Origin of the sequence: Acinetobacter sp. YH12251 (assembly GCF_013417465.1) — a bacterium.
Lineage (GTDB): Bacteria > Pseudomonadota > Gammaproteobacteria > Pseudomonadales > Moraxellaceae > Acinetobacter > Acinetobacter amyesii.
Genome location: NZ_VPDZ01000006.1, coordinates 1 through 21,490, shown reverse-complemented (window position 1 = coordinate 21,490; position 21,490 = coordinate 1). Strand labels below are relative to the sequence as shown.

The window sequence follows — 21,490 nt, the reverse complement described above, 5'->3', positions numbered from 1 at the left end:
TTAAATATACAATTTTTAAATTAGTAATTTATTACTATTCATAGTATTTAAATCACTATAAATGCACTAGCTCAGTTGCATCAAATCTTCAACTTCTTCCATTGCCTGATCCATATTGATGATTTTATTTTTTACTTTTAAAAGAACACTTTGCAAAGACATATCACTTTCAAACTTATCTTTATAAATCAATGTCAAACATATAAAATTTAAAATATCTCTAGTGCCATTTAGCGAATATTCTCTAGCCTTTTTAAGCATTTCAATAACATATAAATACAAGTCCCAATTATTGAATGACTTTATCAAAAAAGGATTATTTAATTTTAAATAATAAATTAGATGATCAGGAAAAGTAGCTTCGACCATTAGTTCTTCTTGTTCAATTGTAAATTCAAAGGGCTGGCGCCAGTCATAAAATATTTGTAATTCACAATTATTATCACCAATAATTGTATGTAGTTGACCTATACGATCCCAATACCACCAACTATAAATTGGCTTTAAAAGAATCTTCTTTTGTTCTTCCAATAATACTTGTTGTTGTACATATAAAGTTTTATCAGTTTTTTGCCCTACTAATGTACCAAGTATCGCAGGATCCCAAAATGCCAAATACATTTCAAGTCCCCCCTCAAACTTAACATCTATAAATTGTCTTAAGTGCGCATATAAGTCATCGAAAGTTAGCCTTGTGACAATTAAAGTCATTCGTGATGTACCAACAATCCGATGATTAATATAATCCCACTCAGAACTATTTATATTATGACTCAATTGAATTAAATGTGGTGATAACTCCGATGCTTTATCACCGGCTGCCTCAACCAATATATTACGTGATTGCAAAATGTCCTTACGTTTTAAAAAGCTACTATCTTGTGCAGCATCAATCACCCCATATATAAAATAGTTTTCTCTAGGGAATTGCTCAAAGAAACGACTTAAATCATTTTTTATTATTTTCGACATCTATTGACCATCCCCTTTATTCACAAATGCACCTCGTTGACTCGCTCTTCTTGCCAAGCATTCCCAACATACACTTTGAGGAAAAAAAGGAAGACTTATATTGACTTTCGAGCCATTTAAAAATAAATGTTGCCCTGCCTTCACTTCAAACTTACCGCTAGTTGTCGGTAATACACCCGCACTACTAATTTCAATCTGGCTACCACCAGCAGTTAGCACGATTTTTTTGCTCGCTTTAATTTCGACTGTATCTTCAGTGGAAATAATTTGAATACCCTTTCGTGCAATCAGATCCGCCCCATCTCCTTGGGCTTGGATTTCAACTTTGCCTTTACCAGCATAAGCTCTTAAGCCTTCTTGTGCTGCAAATAGACTGATCTTGTTTTGTGCATGGGCAATCAAGGATTTTTGGCTACTGAGGTTGATGCTATCGCCTGCACTTTGGCTGATCTGCCCATCCGCTGAAAGATGAATATCTTCCTGACTACTCACAGCAATGGAGTTTGGTGCAGATAAAATCATTAAGGCTTGTTTAAAAGCATCTGCCTTTTCTTTACTGCCTTTTTCAATTTGGCCAAGGAAGTTTTTCAGATTATCTAAGACTTCAAGCGGGTCAGTTTGCTGGTTTTTCGCCACTTCACTTAAGGCTTTACTGCTGTTTAAGTTGGCTTCGATTTGATCTTTTGCAGCTTGTGCGTCGAGGTGCATTGCCGCTGCTTGTTGTTGTGGGTGTGTGCTGACAAGTAGCCCTTGACCTGCGCGTACTGCGCCCCATTGGTCTGTTCTTAGTTCAAAGCCTTCGCCTCGACCTGCACTTTCTGCCATTTCTTTGGGGTGACTGAGGTTACCGAGGTTGAGCTGAGTCGCGCCATGGGTACTTTGTAATTGTGTCGAGATTTGTCCCGTCGTGTCATCAAAGCGCAGTTGTCCAAAGCCTTCACCTTGGACTTCCTTACTTTTTATTCCAGCCAATTTTTTGGTGTCTGGCAGTTTGCCTTTACTATCAAATTGGGTTGGACTGCGCTGTGCTTCATGGATGCGCCCCACCACAAATGGTCGGTCGATATTGCCGTCAAAGAAATCGATGACCACGATTTCATTAATGCGCGGTAAGAAGCGTGCGCCATAGCCTTCACCTGCCCATGGAGTCAGTACATCGACCCATGCAGAATCCATATCATTGTCATTACTGCCTGCACCACCATCATGGCTGTGGTCATCACCACGGGTAAATAAGAAGCGGACTTTGATACGCCCCCATTCATCGACATGTATTTCTTCACCACTTGGCCCGACAACTTTAGCCCGTTGCGGATGCGTGCTTGGACGGTGTTCGAGTGGGTTATATTCAGGAACCGTCGCAATATTGCGGCGTTGCAATGTGAGCTGATTGGCCTGACGCTCGGCCTGTTCATGGATCGGTTTAATGTTCCACTGGCTTTGTTCAATCAGTTGATTGACCTGTTCAGTGAGATCTTTGGGTAAGTTATTTTGGTTATAGAATTTCTTTTCTGTGATTAAAAATTGTTTGTCTGCACCACTGTGTTGATCAATTTCTGGGTGTTCATTCAATTCAAACCAATAACCCACTTGTGTATCACGCACGGTCGATTGTGCATTGAATTTTTTAGATTGCAGCTCGTGGTAGCGCGTTAGGTTTTGATTCAGTTTTTCAATTTGGCTATTGGATGAAGCGGTAGCTTGGTCTTCGCCTTTTAAGTCTTGCATCCATGCAGGGCTGATATGCCATGCTTGTTCCAAACTTAAGCTGGCATTGTCTTGGCTTTGGCTATGCTGATGTTTGCTTTGAACTGAACCTGCGCCTTCTTCTTGACTAAGTCCATCGGCTTGCCAGCGCTGCACATGGACCGCAGTCGGTTGAATGCTACGCTCACCGATCAAGCTGGTGATGCTGTCTTGTTTTTCTGTGGCGCTAGAGCGATGAAAGCGGATACTACGACGGCTGAGTGCTTGATATTGGCTATTGTCATCAATCAGGCGGAGTTTTTGTTTTTCAATTGGCGCTGAAGAATGCGGCACTTTCAGCTGCGCTTCATCGATGAGCCAGTTGATGCCCTCACTGCGCCAAAGTCGGGTTAAAAAGTCATAATCGCTTTCATTCGACTGCATGATGAAAGGTCGTACATCATAGTTTTGGCTTAAACCGCTTAGATCTAGCGTTAGACTGGCAGCAAAGAGCGGACTTTTGCTTTGCCATTCTTTAAAGAGAGTTTCACTGACATCGCGAACAGATTTGTTCATAAACACACGGCTGTTGCGGCGCTTATGCCACAGCGATGTTGCATCTTCTAAAGTGAGTTTATACAGCGTGAGTGAACCGTCACTCTGCCCTTGGGTGGCTTCGGTAATAATACCCGTGGTGCGGAAGAGTTCGCCCTGATCAGTCACTTGATCAACGGCAACCTGTGCACCAATAAATTGTTTTAGTGGAATAAGTGCATTGGTGGATAGGCAAATCAAAGTCGCTTGCACGCCTTGGTTTAAGACATGTTCCCCATCAATACGTTGAATAAAAAGCTCTTCATTCAACGCAGGGTTGGAAAATTGCACATGAATGGCACGTTTTTGGGCGGATAGACCCAATTGTTCTAATACAGCAAATATTTTGCCTAACATAATAAAAATTCTAAATTGTAATCATGGAAATAATTTTGCTGCTAGTTTAGTCAAATTCATCAATAAACTTAATGCTTAAAACCATAGAAGATGTTTCGTTATGTAAAATCCACGATTCAAAAATTCACTTAAAAATAAAAAGCTGAGAACCCACGCACTAAATACTTATTGCATATAAAATATTCAAAAAATGGTCTTAGACCATGCACTTGCATCCAACAAGCAACGTCATTCACACAAGTGTAAAAATAGTTTTATCATCTAATTCACATCGAGCTTAATGATCAAATTTTTAATATTATCTTTAAAAATAGTAGATTAATTTAAACTAAAGCTAGATTAAAAAACACACAAACCTTTCTTTCCTGTCTTGTAATTCACCTAAGATCCCCTATAATTCAAAAAAAACAGACAAGTCTGTCTATTTTGCTGCAAAAACCGAATGAATTTAGCATTCAGAGGGTAAAAGTATAAATGAGAGAAAACGTATAAAACGTTCGAAAACCAAATCATTGACTTAAGCTAACAAAGTGAATGATTTGAACGCACAATTGTCAGCAAAGCGCGATTACCCTAAATAATCGCGCTTTTTATTTTCTTAGAATCTTAAGTCATGTGAAAAAAATTGATGGTTAATCAATACAAATAAGTCGTCGCTAGATTTAAAACTTAGATGCCTACAAGCAAATTTTAAGCGGTCAATTCCAAACGAATTAAGTTTTCAACTCGCTTCCAATAATCTGCTAAATGCACTTGGTTGGGGTCAATTTGGGCTTGGATGGTCATGCCATCCAAAATACTACTCAGAAATGCAGCGAGTTGTTCAGTTTGCTGAATGCCCAGATTTTGTAAGGCAGTACTTAATTTTGATTTGAGCCACTCTTTATAGTCAATCGCAGGTTGTAATGACGAAGGATAAACTTTAGATATTTCTTCTACTGCTTTTTGAAACATACAACCATTGAAATCTGCAGTATGAAACCAAGCATCGTACCAAGCAAAAATGGTTTTAATATGCGAAAGATGGTCTTCTGGATCACATTCTGCAATAGCAGCTTCAAGTGATTCCTGTAAATTAAGATTTCGAATCACGAGACATTCTTCAATTAATTTGGCTTTAGAGGGGAAATATTTATAAAACGTCATTTTAGCAACGCCCGATTCCCCAATAATTCGATCTATACCAATCGAGTTATAGCTATAAGAATTGAAGAGTTGGAGCGCAACGTTAATGATGTCTTGCTTTTTCGACATTTAATTTACCTGATGCACCAATGGGGCCTAAACATAAAGCTTTCAAGGTAGAAAACCTAATTTTTAAACATGATTTTCGCGCGCTATTGTAAAGCATAACTTAATTGGAGTCTGTAGATAAAACCTCAGCACCCTATTAAATACAGTCTGATTTCAGATGATTTATCGAATTAGCAGTCAGGAAAATTTCGTATAAAACTGACTGCTATTTTAATTTCAACTAGCGATTTAACGACTATTCATCTGCGTTAAAAACATGGATAAAATGAATGCCATTAACGGTGGATTTAAGAGTAAGTATTTTAAGAGCAAGGGGTACTCAGAATATCTTTTTGCTTACGCTCTTGCAGTGCTTTTCGAATCACCTGATAACCACCCGTTAAACCTAAGATCGCCATGATTGCGGCCACGATCAAATCTGGCCATAGACTGCCTGTACCAAACACCCCGACTGCAGCCAAGATCACTGCGACATTACCAATCGCATCATTACGGCTACATAGCCAAACGGATTGCATATTGGAGTCACCTTCACGGAAGGCATATAAGACGTATGCACAGATGACATTAGCGGCTAAAGCCAAGATACCAATCACCCCCATGGTGATCGGTTCAGGTGCGATCCCATTTGCATAGGCATAGAGCACTTTGGCAATGACTACGATCCCAAACGCTGCCATGACAAAACCTTTAACCAAGGCAACTGTTGCACGCCAATATAAACTGGCGCCTAGCACGGCTAATGAAACCCCATAATTAACAGCATCACCAAAGAAATCTAACGAGTCCGCCCAAAGCGCAGAAGAATGTGCATAAGCCCCGCCAATCAGTTCCACCAAAAACATCATGGCGTTAATGATTAAGGCGATCCAAAGCGCGATACGAAATTTACTGTTGGGTTTGCTTGGTGCTGGCTCATGACTACATGTACATGCCATAAATGTGCTCCAATTTAAAAATCAATGGATTTGTATTATTCTTATTCAAAACTATGGACTCACTCCAAGGTCAAGCATGAGCGTACAAAAACATTATTTGATTAAAGAATTGTCCACCAAATCTGGGGTAAGCGTTGACAGTATTCGCTTTTATGAAAAGAAAAAACTGCTGAAACCTAGCTTCCGCGCAGACAACAATTATCGCTATTATGATGAAGAAATGTACAAACGTTTGGTTTTTATTAAGCGCTGTCGAAACCTCGATATTTCTCTCACCGAGATTCAAACCCTGCTTGAACTTGAGCAATCACCTACACAAAGCTGTCATGCCGTGAATGAATTAATTGATAATCACATTCGTCAAGTTTCTGAAAAAATTAAAGAATTAGAAAATTTTAAAATACAGTTAAGTAAGCTCCGTGCCAGTTGTAATGAAACCAGCCAAATCAATGATTGCCAAATTTTAAAACATTTGGAAAACGGAATATCTTGAAAACCCAACTAAAATACTTGGTTGAATCCTTTTTTTAGATCACTACAATAAAGCCATAAATTTTTTATGCCTTTATTGACATGACGATTCAACACGTAACCGAACTCCTCTCACCTGCTGGCTCATTGAAAAACATGCGCTACGCTTTTGCTTATGGCGCAGATGCCGTGTATGCAGGTCAGCCGCGATATAGCTTACGTGTACGCAATAATGCTTTCGACCATGACAATTTAAAAATTGGCATTGAAGAAGCCCATGCTTTAGGTAAAAAGTTTTATGTGGTGGTAAACATCCAACCGCATAACTCAAAACTGAAAAATTTCATCCGTGACCTTGAACCTGTGGTTGCCATGAATCCTGATGCACTGATCATGTCTGACCCCGGTCTAATCATGATGGTGCGTGAACATTTTCCAGAAGTGTCCATTCATTTGTCTGTACAAGCCAATGCGGTGAACTGGGCAACGGTTAAATTTTGGAAAAATATGGGACTGACACGTGTCATTCTGTCACGTGAATTATCAATCGAAGAAATTGAAGAAATTAAACACAATGTACCTGATATGGAAATTGAAGTTTTCGTACACGGTGCATTATGTATGGCTTACTCCGGTCGTTGCTTACTTTCTGGCTATATGAATAAACGTGATGCAAACCAAGGTGCATGTACCAATGCATGCCGTTGGGATTATAAAATTCACGATGCAGTTGAAGATGAAACTGGTGATGTTATTCCAGTCACACAAATTGAAGAATCATCATGCTGCAATAATAAAAATGCCGATGAGCAACACGCCCTAGAACAACACCAATTCGGCGAGCCGGTTTTATTACAACGCAATGAAGAAGACATGTTTGCTGCCGAAGAAGATGAACATGGCACTTATTTCATGAACTCGAAAGATTTGCGTGCTGTACAGCATGTTGACCGTTTAACCAAAATGGGCATTCATTCTTTAAAAATTGAAGGCCGTACCAAGTCTTATTTCTACTGTGCGCGTACCGCTCAAATTTATCGTAAAGCCATCGATGATGCCCTTTCTGGTAAACCGTTTGACCCTGCTCTCATGTCTCAGCTTGAAGGCCTTGCGAACCGTGGTTATACCGAAGGTTTTCTACGCCGCCATGTTCATAGTGAATATCAGAACTATGAAACCGGCTCTTCACGTTTTGATCATCAACAGTTTGTAGGTGAAGTTTTAGAACGCAATGGCGATTCTCTTAAAATCGAAGTGAAAAACCGTTTTGTTGTAGGTGATTCTTTAGAACTGATGACCACTTCAGGCAACATCACCTTCGTTTTAACTGAAATGAAAGATAAAAAAGGTAATCTAATTGACGATGCCAAAGGTTCAGGTCATATCGTGGATATTCCTGTACCTGCCGATGTGGATATGCGCTATGCCTTACTGATTCGTAACTTACCCAACTCGACCGTAGATATTTCGGCTTCATCTTTAGCGTATCAGGCTTGAGTTCGATTTATGGCTTTGTTGATTACAGATAAATGCATCAATTGTGACATGTGTCTACCTGAATGTCCCAATGATGCCATTTATGAAGGCTCAAAGATTTATGAAATCGATGTCGCACGTTGTACTGAATGTGTCGGTTTCTATGAGCACCAAACTTGTGTTTCAGTTTGTCCGATTGAGTGCATTATTCCGCATCCGGAGCATATCGAAAGCCAAACTGATTTATTGGAGAAGTTTAAGGGTTTGAATTTATTTAAATCTTAAATGCATGGTGTGATTGGCGTAAGACTTGCTTAATCCACTTTATATAGAGAAACAACCTTGGGGAAAGTATAAAAATAAGGTTGTAAAACAAAAATAGCTGGGCAACGAATAGGGTTCAAAATGTGTGGGGACATTTTTGAATCCTAATTTTGCAGACAAAAAAAAAGGAACTCCGGTGTTAGCATCCAAAGTTCCTGTAAAACGAGAATATTAAGAAAAATAATATTCTAATGACAACATTCAGCGCGGCCAGCGTGTTTCTCGAAACACACTGGCCTTTCTTTTATTGACCTGAACGGATGATGTAATCAAAAGCAGACAATGATGCTTTCGCGCCTTCACCTGTTGCGATGATGATTTGTTTGTACGGTACTGTTGTACAGTCACCTGCAGCAAATACACCTTTCACATTGGTTTCGTTGCGCTCGTTAATTACGATCTCACCACGGTTTGAAAGTTCAACTGCTGTTTCTTTTAAGAAATCAGTGTTTGGTAACAAACCGATTTGTACAAAGATACCAGCCAATTCAATCGTTTTGATTTCATCAGTTGCACGGTCTTTGTAGTTCAATGCAGTCACTTGTGAACCATCACCGACCACTTCTGTAGACAATGCATTCATGATCACAGTGGTGTTCGGTAAGCTATTTAACTTGTCTTGAAGGACTTGGTCAGCACGAAGCTTGGTATCAAACTCAACAAGTGTTACATGTTCTACAATACCAGCAAGGTCAATCGCCGCTTCTACACCTGAGTTACCACCACCGATCACCGCAACACGTTTGCCTTTGAACAATGGACCGTCACAGTGTGGGCAGTAAGCTACACCACGAGTACGGTATTCTTGCTCACCTGGAACATTCATCTCTCTCCAGCGTGCACCTGTTGAAAGAATCACTGTTTTAGATTCAAGTTTTGCACCATTCTCTAAAGTCACTTCAACTAAGCCATTAGCTGTTTGGTCAGCACCTTTGATGTCAGATACACGTTGCAAGTTCATAATGTCCACACCGTACTCACGGACATGTGCTTCCATTTCAGCAGCAAACTTAGGACCTTGTGTCTTTTGAATCGACGTGTAGTTTTCAATGTCCATGGTATCCATAACCTGACCGCCCATGCGTTCAGCCACGATACCTGTTTTAATCCCTTTACGTGCAGCATAGATTGCTGAGGTATTACCCGCAGGGCCACCACCAATCACAAGGACATCAAAGGCTTCTTTGGCATTTAGCTTTTCAGCATCTTTTGCAGCAGAGTTGGTGTCTAATTTGGCAATAATTTCTTCCAAAGTCATCCGACCTTGACCGATGTGATTGCCATCTTGGAATACCATTGGTACAGCCATGATTTTGCGTTCTTCCACTTCGTCTTGGAAGAATGCACCATCAATCATGGTTGCAGTTGTACCTGAGTTGTAAATTGCGATCAAGTTAAGTGCTTGAACCACGTCAGGACAGTTATGGCAGCTTAAAGATACAAACACATCAAAGTCAGCTTTAAGACCTAGACCTTTGATGGTGTTCAGTACTTCGTCAGATACTTTTGGTGCATAGCCTGAGGTTTGTAACAATGCCAAGATCAAAGACGTGAACTCGTGGCCCATCGGCAGACCTGCGAAGAATACACGTGGTGTTTCACCTGCTTTTGCAATACCAAAGCTTGGCGCACGGCTGTTGTTACCATCAAAACGTGCAGTCACTAAATCAGATAAAGCAGCAACTTCAGTCACCAATTCTTTAATTTTGTCTGATTTGTCCGTGCCGTTTAAAGTAGCGACGATTTCAATCGGGCCTTCAAGGCGTTCAAGTAAGGTTTTTAATTGAGCAGAAGTATTTTGATCTAACATTGCTAACGTCTCCAAAGGAGTAAATTTATTTGATGAGAGAATGATAGAACAAACCATTAAATAGGTGAAACGGTTTGTTTTTATAAAATTAATCGGTTTTACAAATCAAATGATTAAATTTCTTTCTAAATTATAAATATATGGACGTATATTAACATTAAAATGAATTATTTCGTACACATATATCATGACAAATTCCTCATTTTTTTCTTTTTTATTGAAATCACACCAAGCCTATGCAAGACATACGCACGACCTGATCAATTACAAAATCTTTATAAAGCTTTAAGTTTCATTTCAGCAAGTCGGCATTAAATCAAATGAAATATCAGGTGATTCGACTGCTTTAAAGAGCCATCGATACAGCAGCAATCTATCCCTTGCATTAATCTGCCATCGATCTACATGTATAAAATCAATAGTGAGCAGAATAATGAAAATTGAATTTGTCTTTGATATTGTTTATCCCATGAGTTATGTCGCATTTCAAAAGTTAAAACAAAACTGGAATGAACATCCAGCAACCCGTGTAGAGCTATTACCGATTCAACGCGTTCCAGAAATTCCTGAACAAGGCTTAGATGTGCTGCAGTATTTAACCGATAAGTATGGTGCGAGTGCAGCAAAGCGAAAACTCGAAATGACGAAGTTCGCCGCTTATAGCGAAGATGTGATTGTCAATATTGAGTACATGAAACGTATGCCAAACAGTCAACTGGCTCATCAAGGTATTTTGGCCTTGGACAATATTCTGGATCAATATGCCCTGACTCAAGCCCTATTCCATGCATTATTTGCACACGGTCAAAATATTGCTGAAATTCTCGTTTTAAAAAGCATTATTGAAGGCATTGGTTTAGATGGCTCGAAAGTACTGCGCTCAATTCAACATAAAGATATTGCAGACCGCCAGCATGAAATTACACAGTATGTAAAATCAAAGGGACAGCACCCGATTCCTTTTTACCTTGTGGATGGCGAAATGAATGATCAGACTTTTTCTACACAGGAACTTCGACAACTGTTTCATCGCGCAAGTTAATCTACCCAAGAATAAAAATCCCCATACAATGTGATGGGGATTTTTATTCTGAGCAATGCAATGATGTAAAAAGAAAATAGGCCTATTAATGAAGTCCCTGCTCAATTCGATTAATCCGTGATTTGAACTGCTGAGAAAGCAGATACAAAATTAAGCTCAAAACCAGCGTGAGTACTATCACGGTGATCAACACCCAACGTACAACAACTTCTACTACATTGGCTTGCTGAACTTGTTTTTCCACGCTTTGCGCCATCGGTGTCATGGTTTTATCAAATAGCTGATTTTGCATCGCCCAGAGCTGTTCAGGCTGAAAACCGTATTCACGGAATTTTGCTGGATTTTGTTGCTCGGTATTGATTAAGGATTGCACCAAAGGAATTGCTGTCGCACGATCTACAGGCTTATGCATCAAAGCAGCTTGTGCAAGTAAATAGGCTTGCACAGGTTTTGCCAATTGTGCATCTTCCATTTCGAAAGCCAGCTGGCTTTCCTGAATATTTTTTTCATAATGTACCAATTTTTGATCTGCTGCACGGTCATCATGATTAAGGTCATATTGCACATAGGTTAAGCCTGACCAAAGCACAATAAACGATAAAATCCAGCCGACAAATTTCAATACAAAAGATTGGAATCGAATTCTAAAAAATTGAAATTTTTTTAGAAAACCAACCAAGAAAAATGCGCCAATAAATGAAACGATGAGTTTTAGAAATAACCAACCAATAAAGGATAAAAAGTTTAAAAAATAGTCGGAAGACTCACCGAGTTGATATGTCAAATCACCTGCACTAACGGGAATATGCAGTTGCTGTACGCTAGAACTTAGGCCAAAAAAGCTATAAACCATATCATGCTGAATAAACAGCATCACAGCCGAAACGATCAGCACAGAAACACTGGTTAAGGTCAATAACGTTAAATTACGTTGACGCTTCTTAATGGTTTGAAGCCCTGTTTCCAGTTGCTGCGGATTTAGCGCATATTCATCAATGGGAGGCAAAGACATACTCCTTCAGATTATATTTTCACCTCCCTCACCGTTTATGAAGAAGGGTTTGAACCACTCGATTCAATTACTAAATGATTCAAATTGTTTTGTAAGGCACGAATACGTGTCGTCGCTTCTTCACGCTTTTGTACACCTTCTTTCTGAATTTGAATCACATCATTAACGGTTTTAATGAGGGTATTTTGCACATGTTCAAGTGTTTCGATATCAATCACTGAACGCTGATTGGCTTTCGCTGTATCGACAGAGTTTTGATGCAACAAATCTGCATTGCGTTTTAATAGGTCATTGGTCGCATCATCAATGCTATTTGCCAATTGCACGCTGTTCTTTTGTTCCTGCAATGAAATCGCCAAGCTAATTTGGTTTTTCCAAGCCGGTAAGGTGATATTTTTAATAGCATAAAACTTATCGACCAACATCAAATTGTTGGATTGAATTATGCGAATCATCGGTAAGGTCTGCATCGCAGACTGTTGCAATATCTGTAAATCACTCACACGTTTTTCAAGATTATTTGCCAAATGGTTGAGGTCATAGACTTTTTGCGTAGTGGTTTGATCTTGAACTTGAGTGGTTAAGCTTGCAATTTCCTGTTGGATTTCCTGCTCTTTCAACTTACCTGCGGCGATATACACCCCTAATTGTTTATATTCGTCTTGTACGCCTTCAAACATTTTATCTAAGGTATTTACACGCGCTTTTAAGCCATTTTGCGAAGTTTCAATTTCTTTAACCAAAGCATCAATTTGCTCTTTGGTGGTATTAAAGTGCTGATCAAAACTTTGCTTGGCACCTTTAAATTTACTCAGTAAACCACCAAAAAATCCTGAGCTTTTAGATTTATTTAAAATGCTCGTGGTGTTTAGTTGCTGTGCGACTTGTACCACCTGATTGAGCTTTTGACCTGTCGCATCTAGATCTTTATTTTGCACCAAATTTAACAATTCATCGGTATAGGTCGACGTCTTGGTGGCAATGTTTTTACCGTATTCGGCAACACTATTATGACTTAAATCTGCCAATTCCTTACGTGCAGCTTCGACTTCGTGAAAATCGGAAGTTTGTAAGCCAATTTCCTGCAAATTGAGTTGCTGAAACTTTTCTTCAGTCAACTCTTTGCTTACTTCAACGGGTAAATTTTTGGCATCTAAATCGGTCATAACTCACCTTATATTTCTAAGACTTAGAGGAATTCTCTAATGATTTTTTTAAAGTTTTAATCAAATTTTCACGGCTATTATCAAGCTTTTCCAATGAACTTGTCGAGTTACTTTGACGACTTTGTTTCACATGATATTGCCATGCTGGAATCAACACCTGCTGAGCTTCCTTATATCGATCTAATAATTCAAAAGAAAGCTGCTGAGAGAGCTGCATTTGCGTAATTGCAATATCATTACTGGCTTGTAAGGTTTGCAACGTATTCACCTTTTTCGATAAACGTTCTGCAAAGTTGTCAAGCGGATGCTGATTTTTCACAAACTGTGGGTATTCCACCAAGAACTCTTCAGCCGCGACGATATAGCGCGCCATTTGCTCACGTAAGCCTTGTAGTTGATTAAAACGTGCTTGGGACTTTTGAATTTCTAACTGTAGTTTTTGGCTCAGATGATTTGCCCGATCAAGCAATTGATCTAGATTTTTATAATATTCAACTTGTCCGGACCCATATTCCAAATCGATGCCTAACCATTTTTGCAGGGCATTAAATTTGCGTATTTTTAAATATTTTTTTGAATTGGCTAAGGCTTGAATCAACTGTTCAATAGTTTGACTAAGTTGTTTCGTCAATTGAGGGTCAACACCGTCTAGCAGCACCGACTGTGCTTGAATTAATTGATCTGCATAATGATTTAGACGATATTGATCGGTCAGTAATGGCACAAGGTCATTCCGCTTAATCGAAAGCACTTCCGCCCGATCTACCGTAATATCCTTTAACGGCACCAATACATCAATTTGTGACATAGCCAATTAAACTCAATAAAATCATTTTTATACTACAAGTTCTGCCATAAAAGTCTTGTAGTATTTTGCAAAAATACATCTATTTCATCGGTCAAATTTCGCCATCAAATTCAACCGTTGCCTATAGCTCCGCCTAAGCAGCCATACAGCATCATTTCAATGGATATGATGACCTACACAGATGAATTCAAGCTTAAGATACCCAAAGATTCAATCTAGATTTAAATTAAACAACTGACTCTACATGAATTATTATCAAAATTATCGTAAAATTTAATTCATATACTTTAGAACCAAATATTAGATCAATAATTTTAGAGGCTTAAATGGAACGTTTTTTCCATAACACAATGTATGCAGCACGTTGGATTCTGGCTCCCGTGTACTTTGGTTTATCCTTTGCACTGCTACTGCTCGCGATTAAATTTTTCCAAGAAGTCATTCATGTCCTTCCGCATATTTTAGAATATTCAGAAGCTGACCTGATTTTAGTCATTCTCTCTTTGGTCGATATGACTATGGTGGGCGGACTGATTGTGATGGTGATGTTTTCAGGCTATGAAAACTTTGTTTCGCAATTAAAAATTAATGAATCGACCAATCGCTTGAACTGGCTCGGCACCATGGATGCCAATTCATTAAAACTCAAAGTTGCAGCATCAATCGTGGCAATTTCTTCGATTCATTTATTACGCATTTTTATGGATGCGAAAAACATCCCCAATGACAAAATCATGTGGTACATCATCATGCATTTAACCTTTGTTTTTTCTGCTTTTATGATGGGTTATTTGGATAAAATCAGTAAGCACTAATCTATGTAAGATCAATGAAGCCATTTGCGATTATGGCTTCTCGTCAAATTTTAAATCCAGTTATTCATCAAGTTCACTCATTCGCCTTAAACGATCAAGATCCAAGATCACGATTTGTCCATAATTCCACGCGATCACTTGTGTTTGGACAAATTGCTGCAGATGTTTATTCAACGTTTGGCGTGAAATATTAAAAGACTCTGCAAATTCCTGCTGACTGAGTTTCAGGGGAATTTCCTGCCGACATCCATATTGCTCATAGAGTCGAATCAAATGTCTAGCAATACGCTGCTCTAGCGTTGCCGTTCGCAAATAACGATTATGCTCAAACATCAAATACATGCGTCGACTGAGAGATTGCACGACATTCCAAAGCGCCTTCGGATCACGCTGTAAAACTGCTAAAAACCTTGTTCCAGAAATGATTGCCACCTCGACGTGTGTCGCAGCAAAATAATCATAATTCAAAGGCTTTTGTTGTAAGAGTGCGACAAAATTAAATACCGACTGGCGACGGATATAGTCATTTACAATCAATTCACCATTATTTTGCAACCAACCAGTTTGTAGCGTACCTGAAAGTAAAATATAAATATCTTGCACGATTTGTTGTTGTTTTAAGATGTGTTGCTGTGCATGAAACCGTGAATATTTCACCTGTTGCACAAGCTGTTCTAAACTCTGATCGCTAAAGCCCTGAAAGATGTCTTCATTACGCAAAATTTGCAACAAATGCTGTTGGGCGGTGTTCTTTTGATCGCTCACGTCTATAAAAAAATGCCTAAGATCTCATCGATCTTAGGCAATTGCTGAAAAATGTAAAACCATTGTTTTTCGCATTATTTATCTATTTTTATGCTGTTTTAAATGACGCTCTAATACTTAAGATGCTTTCTCATAAATACGGCCTGCTTCAGAACGGAAGTTTGAAATGTCGGTGTTTTGAATATTTTTCAGTACAGTACTCGGCTGACCATTTACATCGACAGGCACATCGCCCTCGATAGTGACACGTGAGGCGATACGTAGCGCGCCCCCATAGTCATTGATGGCACGGTGCTGCGTCGCACGATTATCCCAAATTGCAACATCACCAACCGCCCAGCGCCAACGCACAATATTTTCCCATTGCACGATTTGCTCTTGAAAGAGTTCAAATAATCGTCGTGACTGTGCCGGACTGTATCCACTGAAGCGTTTAAAGAAGTGACCCAACACCAAACTTTTTTCACCTGTTTCAGGATGTACACGCACCAAAGGATGCTCAGTTTCCACTTCTACTGCAGTACGGAATAAATGGCGACCTTCTTCATTGTACTGACCTTTCGGCGCCGCATAGTCATAACTGTTGCTATGCACCGCGCGTAATTGTTCCGCCAACTTTTGCAGCTCAGGACTTAAATCTTCATAAGCGGTCACGGTATTGGCCCAAACCGTATCGCCACCATGTTCAGGTGCAACTACATTTCTTAAAATTGTGGCTTTAGGATAATTGGGCAAAAACGTAATATCGGTATGCCACGAGTCTGCACGCCCACCACGTGAGTCAATTGACAAAGTATGTGCTGTACCATCTTTGAGTGGCACACTTGGGTGATTCAACGGATTACCTAAAAGTCGTGCAAAGGCTTCTTGTTCTAGATCTGTGAGATCTTGCTGTCCACGCACAAATACAACTTTATATTTTAATAGTGCATGATTAAATTCATCGACCACGCTTTTGTCTAAATTTCCAGACAACTGAATGCCAGAAATTTCCGCACCAATACGACCGGTTACAGGTTTTACTTCAATATGCTGATATTGATAGTCTGGATTGTAATGATTCGATTCTAATTGTGTCATAGGGCTCTACCTTATTCTTCAAATTATTAAGCAACGATGGTGTTGTTGAAATAAAGTGTGCCGACTTCGTGCCCATGACTCTGTCAATTCTTTGACAGTTTTCCCAAGTTAAACTGCTATGGTTGTAATAAAATCTGCTTAACAACTTTTGCCGATTTCATATCTAAAAATGCAATAAAGAAAAAATAAAAAAGCCATCGGTATCGATGGCTTTGTGTACGGATTATATCTGTATATCACAGCGGAATTATAGATAATTCCCTTCACGCTCAGGTTGATAGAGCACTTTAATGATTTTGACTTTCATGGTATGACCATCAGGCTGCGGCCATTCTATTTCCTGCCCTTCAGCCAAACCTAAAATGGCAGCGCCCACTGGAGCCAAAACATTGACTTGACCTTTATCGCCACGAAAATCATGTGGATAGACCAGTGTAATTTCGGTTGCTTCTGTCGCAGGTGCAATGTTAATGAGAACTTTGGCATTCATACTCACCACATTGGCAGGGACATCTTGTGGAGCAACCACTTCAGCGCGCGCCATCTCATCTTCCAAATGCTCCATCGTCGGCGTCAGCTTAGACTGATGCTCCAACATGGTTTCTAAACGATGTAAATCTTGTTCTGAAAGAATAATATTGGGTTTTTTCATATAAAGTTCCTTTGCGACCTTGCCAACAGATCTATAGCGATGGGCAAATTTTTTGTTATCTCTTATTCCGTTATAACAGAAATATAAATGTTTAGATAACTTTTGAATTTTTCTGATGACATAAAAAAAGCCCCCTTGAGGGGGCTTTCTCAAGTCAGACTTATTTTGCGTAAACTGGGAATTTAGCGCAAACAGCAGCAACTTTTTCTTTCACTGCAGCAATCACAGCTTCGTCACCTTTGCTGTCTAGAACGTCAGCGATCCAGCCTGCAAGGTCACGTACTTCAGCTTCACCAAAACCCCGTGTTGTTACAGCAGGAGTACCGATACGGATACCAGAAGTCACGAATGGAGAACGTGGATCGTTTGGTACTGAGTTTTTGTTCACAGTAATGTGAGCAGCACCTAACCAAGCATCGGCATCTTTACCGGTAATGTCTTGTTTAATTAAAGATAATAAGAACAAATGGTTCTTAGTACCGCCAGAAACAATATCATAACCACGTTCGATTAAAACTTCAGCCATTGCTTGCGCATTCTTAACAACTTGTTGTTGGTAAGCTTTATATTCAGGCGCCATTGCTTCTTTGAAGCAGATCGCTTTAGCCGCTACAGCGTGAACTAAAGGACCACCTTGGTTACCTGGGAATACAGCTGATTGTAATTTTTTCTCGATTTCTTCGTTTGCTTTCGCAAGGATTAAACCAGAACGTGGACCACGAAGTGTTTTATGTGTAGTCGTTGTAGTTACGTCAGCAATTTGTACTGGGCTTGGGTAAACACCAGCAGCAACAAGACCAGCTACGTGAGCCATATCTACGAATAAGTAAGCGCCAACTTTGTCCGCGATATCACGGAAACGCTGCCAATCAACAACTTGGCTATACGCAGAGAAACCAGCCACGATCATTTTTGGCTTGTGTTCTTCAGCTAAACGTTCAACTTCTTCATAGTCGATTTCGCCAGTTTCTGGGTTCAAACCGTATTGAATTGCGTTGTAAGTTTTACCAGAGAAACTAACTTTAGCACCGTGAGTCAAGTGACCACCGTGAGCCAGGCTCATACCTAAAACTGTATCGCCTGGGTTAAGTAGCGCAAGGTAAACTGCAGAGTTTGCTTGTGAGCCAGCGTGTGGTTGAACGTTTGCATAATCAGCACCAAACAATTCTTTAGCACGGTCAATGGCCAATTGTTCGATCACGTCTACATACTCGCAACCGCCGTAGTAGCGTTTACCAGGGTAGCCTTCTGCATATTTGTTAGTAAGTTTTGAACCTTGAGCTTCCATTACTGCAGGTGAACAGTAGTTTTCTGAAGCGATTAACTCAATGTGCGCTTCTTGGCGAGCATCTTCATTCGAGATCGCTTGAGCTAATTCAGGGTCAAATTGAGCAATAGAGGTGTTGGCAAACATTAGCGAGGTCCTATTAAATTAGGGCTTTTAAGCCGTGCTAAGATTGGCGCGTATTGTAGCATGAAGTTTTAGAAATGAGAGAGGGAAGTTTGTGCTGTTTTTAAATAAATAATGCCCGTGTTGAATCTGCACGAGCACTATTTAAGTCAAATCAACTTATTGATTTGGCATGAGAGTCTCTACATCTTGCACAAAATTTGCCAGATTATCGGTATAAATACTAATATGATCTGCTGTCGCTTGCTCACGATAGTCAATCGATGTTCCCGGCTTAGCAAGGCTAATCATAAATTTAGTCGCATCTGCTGGAATGGTCTGATCGGCTTTACCTTGATAAATGATGATCGGCGTTTTCACCGCTGTCGTTAAAGGCTGTGAACCTTCACTCATAAAGTTTTGGATTGGCTTTAAAGTTAAGAAATCAGGCTGAGTTCGACCATAGTTATCCAAAGTCGTGTTCTGACTCGCATAACTGAGCATGTCATCTTGAATTAACTTGGTTAACTCGCCTGAACACACTGTTTCAGCCTGAGGTGCAATCGCAGCCAGATGTCCACTAAATACTTTTGAATAATCCACACTGTTTTTATGCCCTTGCATACCCGCAATGATCTGCGCAGTAAAACTGTCTAAAGGCGCATAAATCATACTTTGCACGGTTGCAGGTTTACCTACAGCTAACTTCTCGCCAGCGTCAAGAATGAGCGCAAGATTATTTGCAGGTGCTATGGCAATCGTTCCCTTATAATTTAAGTCAGCACGCGATGCGAATTCAGCTGCACCTAATACGGCTTGACCACCTTGAGAATGTCCGATCGAAAGCCAATCCTTCGACACCGTTTTACCTTGACTGGTTAAGTAACTTCGAGCAGCGACAACGGCATCGGTAATCGAAAAGGCTTCACTTTTTAGATTCAGATAAGGATGGTTTTCACGTCCACTAGGTTCCCCTAATCCCTCATAATCGGGTGCCACAACGACATAACCCTTTGCCAATAACATTTGCAATAAGTATTCAGTACCTTGCAAACCTTGTCGGCTCGGAGCGCATTTATCAGCCACACCTGTCGTTCCATGTGCCCAAGCCACAATTTTCCAACCACCTGCCGGAGCAACTGTTTTTGGGGTAAAGACTAAGGCTGTGGCTTGAACAACTTTGCCATCTACTCCTAGCATTTTATAGGTCATCAATCGGCTATCTGCACTCACAGCAGGCATATTGTCTTGACTATAGGCTGTTGTAGTTACCACTGGATTTTTGATCTGATTGAGATCAGCATTTGTTTCAGGATTACTAAATTGTTGGTCATTACTATCATTACCGCAGGCTGCTAAAAATAGCATACTGCTGACTAAAACCGTTAAACGCAGCATTTTCATTCAATGATCCTTTTGTTTGTTGTTTTAAAGTCAATTTTTCATTGAATATGAATCATTAAATACATGGAACAAACTTTTGTTCAAGCCTAATTTTTAAGCAACTACTCTTATTTTAATTTATCAAATTAATATAGAACTAAAACTTTGTTTTAGCTCGATATGGATTAACAGTATTCAAATAAATCAGCCACCCCGATCTCAAAAAAATGGCTGAACTTATATTTCTGATCATTGGATACAGATTGGGCTATTTTTCGGAGGTTAAAGCAAAATGTAAAATCAACAAAAATGCTGTACCCCCTGCCAACTACACAAACATATGCACAAAAGTAAAGCCGAAAAACCACCATGCCATTGATCGTGAACATACTCTAGTGCTTAATCCACTTAGCGACATTTTTGGATATCACGATGGACAAAAGCCTTTAAAATAAGTCGATTTAGAAGATGGTTTAGCTTTATCCCGCTGTAAAGGTTTTATTTCGGCAGATGCGATATAAGCAGATTATTTAAACACTGCGCAGCCATCTTCATAATATTCCTACAAATAATCACAGCATGGGTTTGTCAGTGTGGATGTGATCATGTACATTCATAAACATTATTCAACATGCTGGAACTGGACATGCAAGCCATCATTCTCGACACAGAAACCCATACACTAAATGGACAACCCATCGAGATTGCCTATGCTCCAATTCAGGTGGCAGATGCCAAAATCACCTTAGATAAATCTAAAATTTTTGATCAACTATATCGTTGTGATGAAGCTATTTCTTTTGCAGCGATGGCTGTTCATCATATTTTAGAATCAGATCTTGAAGGTCAGCCCCACTACAGCAGTTTTGAACTCCCATCAGAGACGACATATATCATTGGGCATAATATCGACTACGATATTCGAGCGCTCGAAAAATGCGGTGTAGATGGTTCAAAAATTAAAGCCATTTGTACCCTTGCCCTTGCTCGTCGAGTTTGGCCTGATGCAGAAGCGCATAATATTTCTGCCTTGATATATATGATCACCAAAGGCAGTGAAAAAGCACGTGAAATGATCCGTAAAGCTCACCGCGCAGATATGGATATTATTTTAACTGCTAATATTTTGATGCATATCGTCCATCACTTAAAAATCAACAGCATCGAAGAATTATACGAAGCTTCGGAAGATGCTCGCATTCCACGCAGTATTAATTTTGGTAAACACCGTGGTACCGCAATTGCAGAATTACCTGCGGACTATGTGCAATGGCTATTACGTCAAGATGACTTAGACCCGTATTTACGTAAAGCTTTAGAAAACTCTGCTGTCATTACTCTATAAATCATTGATTGTTTAATATTTTCCTCTGTACACGACAAAAATAGATAACTCATTGAAATAATGTCACAATAATTGTTTTCTAACGACGAATACTATGACACATCTCAATGAGTTATATCTTATCTTAAACAAATCTCTAAAATGGAACAA

General features: G+C 39.6%; 19 protein-coding genes. 6 read left to right on the top strand and 13 right to left on the bottom strand.

What is annotated here, in order from left to right; translation table 11 throughout:
- Positions 1-66 precede the first annotated feature (66 nt).
- The 4 genes from FTV27_RS06000 to FTV27_RS05985 all read right to left on the bottom strand — a co-directional run bounded on the left by FTV27_RS06000 (position 67) and on the right by FTV27_RS05985 (position 5,801).
- Positions 67-972: a DUF4123 domain-containing protein gene (locus FTV27_RS06000; RefSeq protein WP_180077522.1), complete on the bottom strand. Its 906-nt coding sequence runs from the start codon at positions 970-972 to the stop codon at positions 67-69.
- Positions 973-3,609: a type VI secretion system Vgr family protein gene (locus FTV27_RS05995; protein WP_180077520.1), complete on the bottom strand. Its 2,637-nt coding sequence runs from the start codon at positions 3,607-3,609 to the stop codon at positions 973-975.
- Between the two features lie 690 nt (positions 3,610-4,299).
- Positions 4,300-4,863, bottom strand: coding sequence for a TetR/AcrR family transcriptional regulator (locus FTV27_RS05990; RefSeq protein WP_180077519.1), 564 nt, complete (start codon positions 4,861-4,863; stop codon positions 4,300-4,302).
- Between the two features lie 302 nt (positions 4,864-5,165).
- Entirely contained in the window at positions 5,166-5,801 is a 636-nt protein-coding gene (locus FTV27_RS05985; RefSeq protein ID WP_180077517.1) for a cation transporter, read from the bottom strand.
- A gap of 76 nt (positions 5,802-5,877) precedes the next feature.
- On the opposite strand from FTV27_RS05985, the gene FTV27_RS05980 reads away from it, so the two are divergent.
- The 3 genes from FTV27_RS05980 to FTV27_RS05970 all read left to right on the top strand — a co-directional run bounded on the left by FTV27_RS05980 (position 5,878) and on the right by FTV27_RS05970 (position 8,033).
- Entirely contained in the window at positions 5,878-6,294 is a 417-nt protein-coding gene (locus tag FTV27_RS05980; protein ID WP_180077515.1) for a Cd(II)/Pb(II)-responsive transcriptional regulator, read from the top strand.
- A gap of 80 nt (positions 6,295-6,374) precedes the next feature.
- Positions 6,375-7,769 carry a tRNA 5-hydroxyuridine modification protein YegQ gene (gene yegQ, locus FTV27_RS05975; RefSeq protein WP_078194532.1) on the top strand — a complete coding sequence of 465 codons (1,395 nt, stop codon included), beginning with the start codon at positions 6,375-6,377 and terminating at the stop codon, positions 7,767-7,769.
- Between the two features lie 9 nt (positions 7,770-7,778).
- A complete protein-coding gene (locus FTV27_RS05970) occupies positions 7,779-8,033 on the top strand; it encodes a YfhL family 4Fe-4S dicluster ferredoxin (RefSeq protein ID WP_078194533.1) in 255 nt (84 codons plus the stop codon).
- A 283-nt stretch (positions 8,034-8,316) separates the two neighbouring features.
- On the opposite strand, the gene ahpF is transcribed toward FTV27_RS05970, so the two are convergent.
- Positions 8,317-9,882: an alkyl hydroperoxide reductase subunit F gene (ahpF, locus tag FTV27_RS05965; RefSeq protein ID WP_180077513.1), complete on the bottom strand. Its 1,566-nt coding sequence runs from the start codon at positions 9,880-9,882 to the stop codon at positions 8,317-8,319.
- A 433-nt stretch (positions 9,883-10,315) separates the two neighbouring features.
- Between ahpF and FTV27_RS05960 the strand changes: the two genes are divergently transcribed.
- Positions 10,316-10,924: a DsbA family protein gene (locus tag FTV27_RS05960; protein ID WP_180077511.1), complete on the top strand. Its 609-nt coding sequence runs from the start codon at positions 10,316-10,318 to the stop codon at positions 10,922-10,924.
- 85 nt (positions 10,925-11,009) lie between these two features.
- On the opposite strand, the gene FTV27_RS05955 is transcribed toward FTV27_RS05960, so the two are convergent.
- Genes FTV27_RS05955 through FTV27_RS05945 form a run of 3 tightly spaced genes read right to left on the bottom strand, consistent with a single transcriptional unit; the run spans position 11,010 to position 13,910 of the window.
- Positions 11,010-11,930: a hypothetical protein gene (locus FTV27_RS05955; RefSeq protein ID WP_180077745.1), complete on the bottom strand. Its 921-nt coding sequence runs from the start codon at positions 11,928-11,930 to the stop codon at positions 11,010-11,012.
- Positions 11,931-11,971: 41 nt separating this feature from the next.
- The gene (locus FTV27_RS05950; RefSeq protein WP_078189120.1) at positions 11,972-13,102 is read right to left on the bottom strand and encodes a toxic anion resistance protein; all 1,131 of its coding nucleotides are present in this window, start codon (positions 13,100-13,102) and stop codon (positions 11,972-11,974) included.
- A gap of 16 nt (positions 13,103-13,118) precedes the next feature.
- Complete coding sequence (locus FTV27_RS05945; protein ID WP_180077509.1) at positions 13,119-13,910, bottom strand: tellurium resistance protein; 792 nt, start codon at positions 13,908-13,910, stop codon at positions 13,119-13,121.
- A 326-nt stretch (positions 13,911-14,236) separates the two neighbouring features.
- Between FTV27_RS05945 and FTV27_RS05940 the strand changes: the two genes are divergently transcribed.
- Positions 14,237-14,725, top strand: coding sequence for a TIGR00645 family protein (locus FTV27_RS05940; RefSeq protein WP_078189122.1), 489 nt, complete (start codon positions 14,237-14,239; stop codon positions 14,723-14,725).
- Between the two features lie 60 nt (positions 14,726-14,785).
- On the opposite strand, the gene FTV27_RS05935 is transcribed toward FTV27_RS05940, so the two are convergent.
- The 5 genes from FTV27_RS05935 to FTV27_RS05915 all read right to left on the bottom strand — a co-directional run bounded on the left by FTV27_RS05935 (position 14,786) and on the right by FTV27_RS05915 (position 20,016).
- A complete protein-coding gene (locus FTV27_RS05935; protein WP_180077507.1) occupies positions 14,786-15,490 on the bottom strand; it encodes a Crp/Fnr family transcriptional regulator in 705 nt (234 codons plus the stop codon).
- 117 nt (positions 15,491-15,607) lie between these two features.
- The gene (locus tag FTV27_RS05930; protein WP_180077505.1) at positions 15,608-16,570 is read right to left on the bottom strand and encodes a TauD/TfdA family dioxygenase; all 963 of its coding nucleotides are present in this window, start codon (positions 16,568-16,570) and stop codon (positions 15,608-15,610) included.
- 247 nt (positions 16,571-16,817) lie between these two features.
- Positions 16,818-17,222, bottom strand: coding sequence for a nucleoside diphosphate kinase regulator (rnk, locus tag FTV27_RS05925; RefSeq protein WP_078192900.1), 405 nt, complete (start codon positions 17,220-17,222; stop codon positions 16,818-16,820).
- Between the two features lie 160 nt (positions 17,223-17,382).
- On the bottom strand, positions 17,383-18,636 hold the full coding sequence (gene glyA / locus FTV27_RS05920; protein ID WP_180077503.1) for a serine hydroxymethyltransferase: 1,254 nt from the start codon (positions 18,634-18,636) through the stop codon (positions 17,383-17,385).
- A gap of 156 nt (positions 18,637-18,792) precedes the next feature.
- Entirely contained in the window at positions 18,793-20,016 is a 1,224-nt protein-coding gene (locus FTV27_RS05915; RefSeq protein ID WP_180077501.1) for an alpha/beta fold hydrolase, read from the bottom strand.
- A 625-nt stretch (positions 20,017-20,641) separates the two neighbouring features.
- Here FTV27_RS05915 and FTV27_RS05910 point away from each other — a divergent pair.
- Entirely contained in the window at positions 20,642-21,340 is a 699-nt protein-coding gene (locus tag FTV27_RS05910) for a 3'-5' exonuclease (protein ID WP_168379387.1), read from the top strand.
- The last annotated feature ends 150 nt before the right edge of the window (positions 21,341-21,490 follow it).

Excerpts from the sequence above, each read along its gene's own strand:
- FTV27_RS05945 (WP_180077509.1), bottom strand. The coding sequence starts at position 13,910 with ATGTCACAAATTGATGTATTGGTGCCGTTAAAGGATATTACGGTAGAT.
- FTV27_RS05930 (WP_180077505.1), bottom strand. The coding sequence starts at position 16,570 with ATGACACAATTAGAATCGAATCATTACAATCCAGACTATCAATATCAG.
- FTV27_RS05915 (WP_180077501.1), bottom strand. The coding sequence starts at position 20,016 with ATGAAAATGCTGCGTTTAACGGTTTTAGTCAGCAGTATGCTATTTTTA.
- FTV27_RS05950 (WP_078189120.1), bottom strand. The coding sequence starts at position 13,102 with ATGACCGATTTAGATGCCAAAAATTTACCCGTTGAAGTAAGCAAAGAG.
- FTV27_RS05940 (WP_078189122.1), top strand. The coding sequence starts at position 14,237 with ATGGAACGTTTTTTCCATAACACAATGTATGCAGCACGTTGGATTCTG.
- FTV27_RS05910 (WP_168379387.1), top strand. The coding sequence starts at position 20,642 with ATGCAAGCCATCATTCTCGACACAGAAACCCATACACTAAATGGACAA.
- glyA (WP_180077503.1), bottom strand. The coding sequence starts at position 18,636 with ATGTTTGCCAACACCTCTATTGCTCAATTTGACCCTGAATTAGCTCAA.
- rnk (WP_078192900.1), bottom strand. The coding sequence starts at position 17,222 with ATGAAAAAACCCAATATTATTCTTTCAGAACAAGATTTACATCGTTTA.
- FTV27_RS05980 (WP_180077515.1), top strand. The coding sequence starts at position 5,878 with ATGAGCGTACAAAAACATTATTTGATTAAAGAATTGTCCACCAAATCT.
- FTV27_RS05985 (WP_180077517.1), bottom strand. The coding sequence starts at position 5,801 with ATGGCATGTACATGTAGTCATGAGCCAGCACCAAGCAAACCCAACAGT.
- FTV27_RS05990 (WP_180077519.1), bottom strand. The coding sequence starts at position 4,863 with ATGTCGAAAAAGCAAGACATCATTAACGTTGCGCTCCAACTCTTCAAT.
- FTV27_RS05995 (WP_180077520.1), bottom strand. The coding sequence starts at position 3,609 with ATGTTAGGCAAAATATTTGCTGTATTAGAACAATTGGGTCTATCCGCC.
- FTV27_RS05960 (WP_180077511.1), top strand. The coding sequence starts at position 10,316 with ATGAAAATTGAATTTGTCTTTGATATTGTTTATCCCATGAGTTATGTC.
- yegQ (WP_078194532.1), top strand. The coding sequence starts at position 6,375 with ATGACGATTCAACACGTAACCGAACTCCTCTCACCTGCTGGCTCATTG.
- FTV27_RS06000 (WP_180077522.1), bottom strand. The coding sequence starts at position 972 with ATGTCGAAAATAATAAAAAATGATTTAAGTCGTTTCTTTGAGCAATTC.
- ahpF (WP_180077513.1), bottom strand. The coding sequence starts at position 9,882 with ATGTTAGATCAAAATACTTCTGCTCAATTAAAAACCTTACTTGAACGC.
- FTV27_RS05970 (WP_078194533.1), top strand. The coding sequence starts at position 7,779 with ATGGCTTTGTTGATTACAGATAAATGCATCAATTGTGACATGTGTCTA.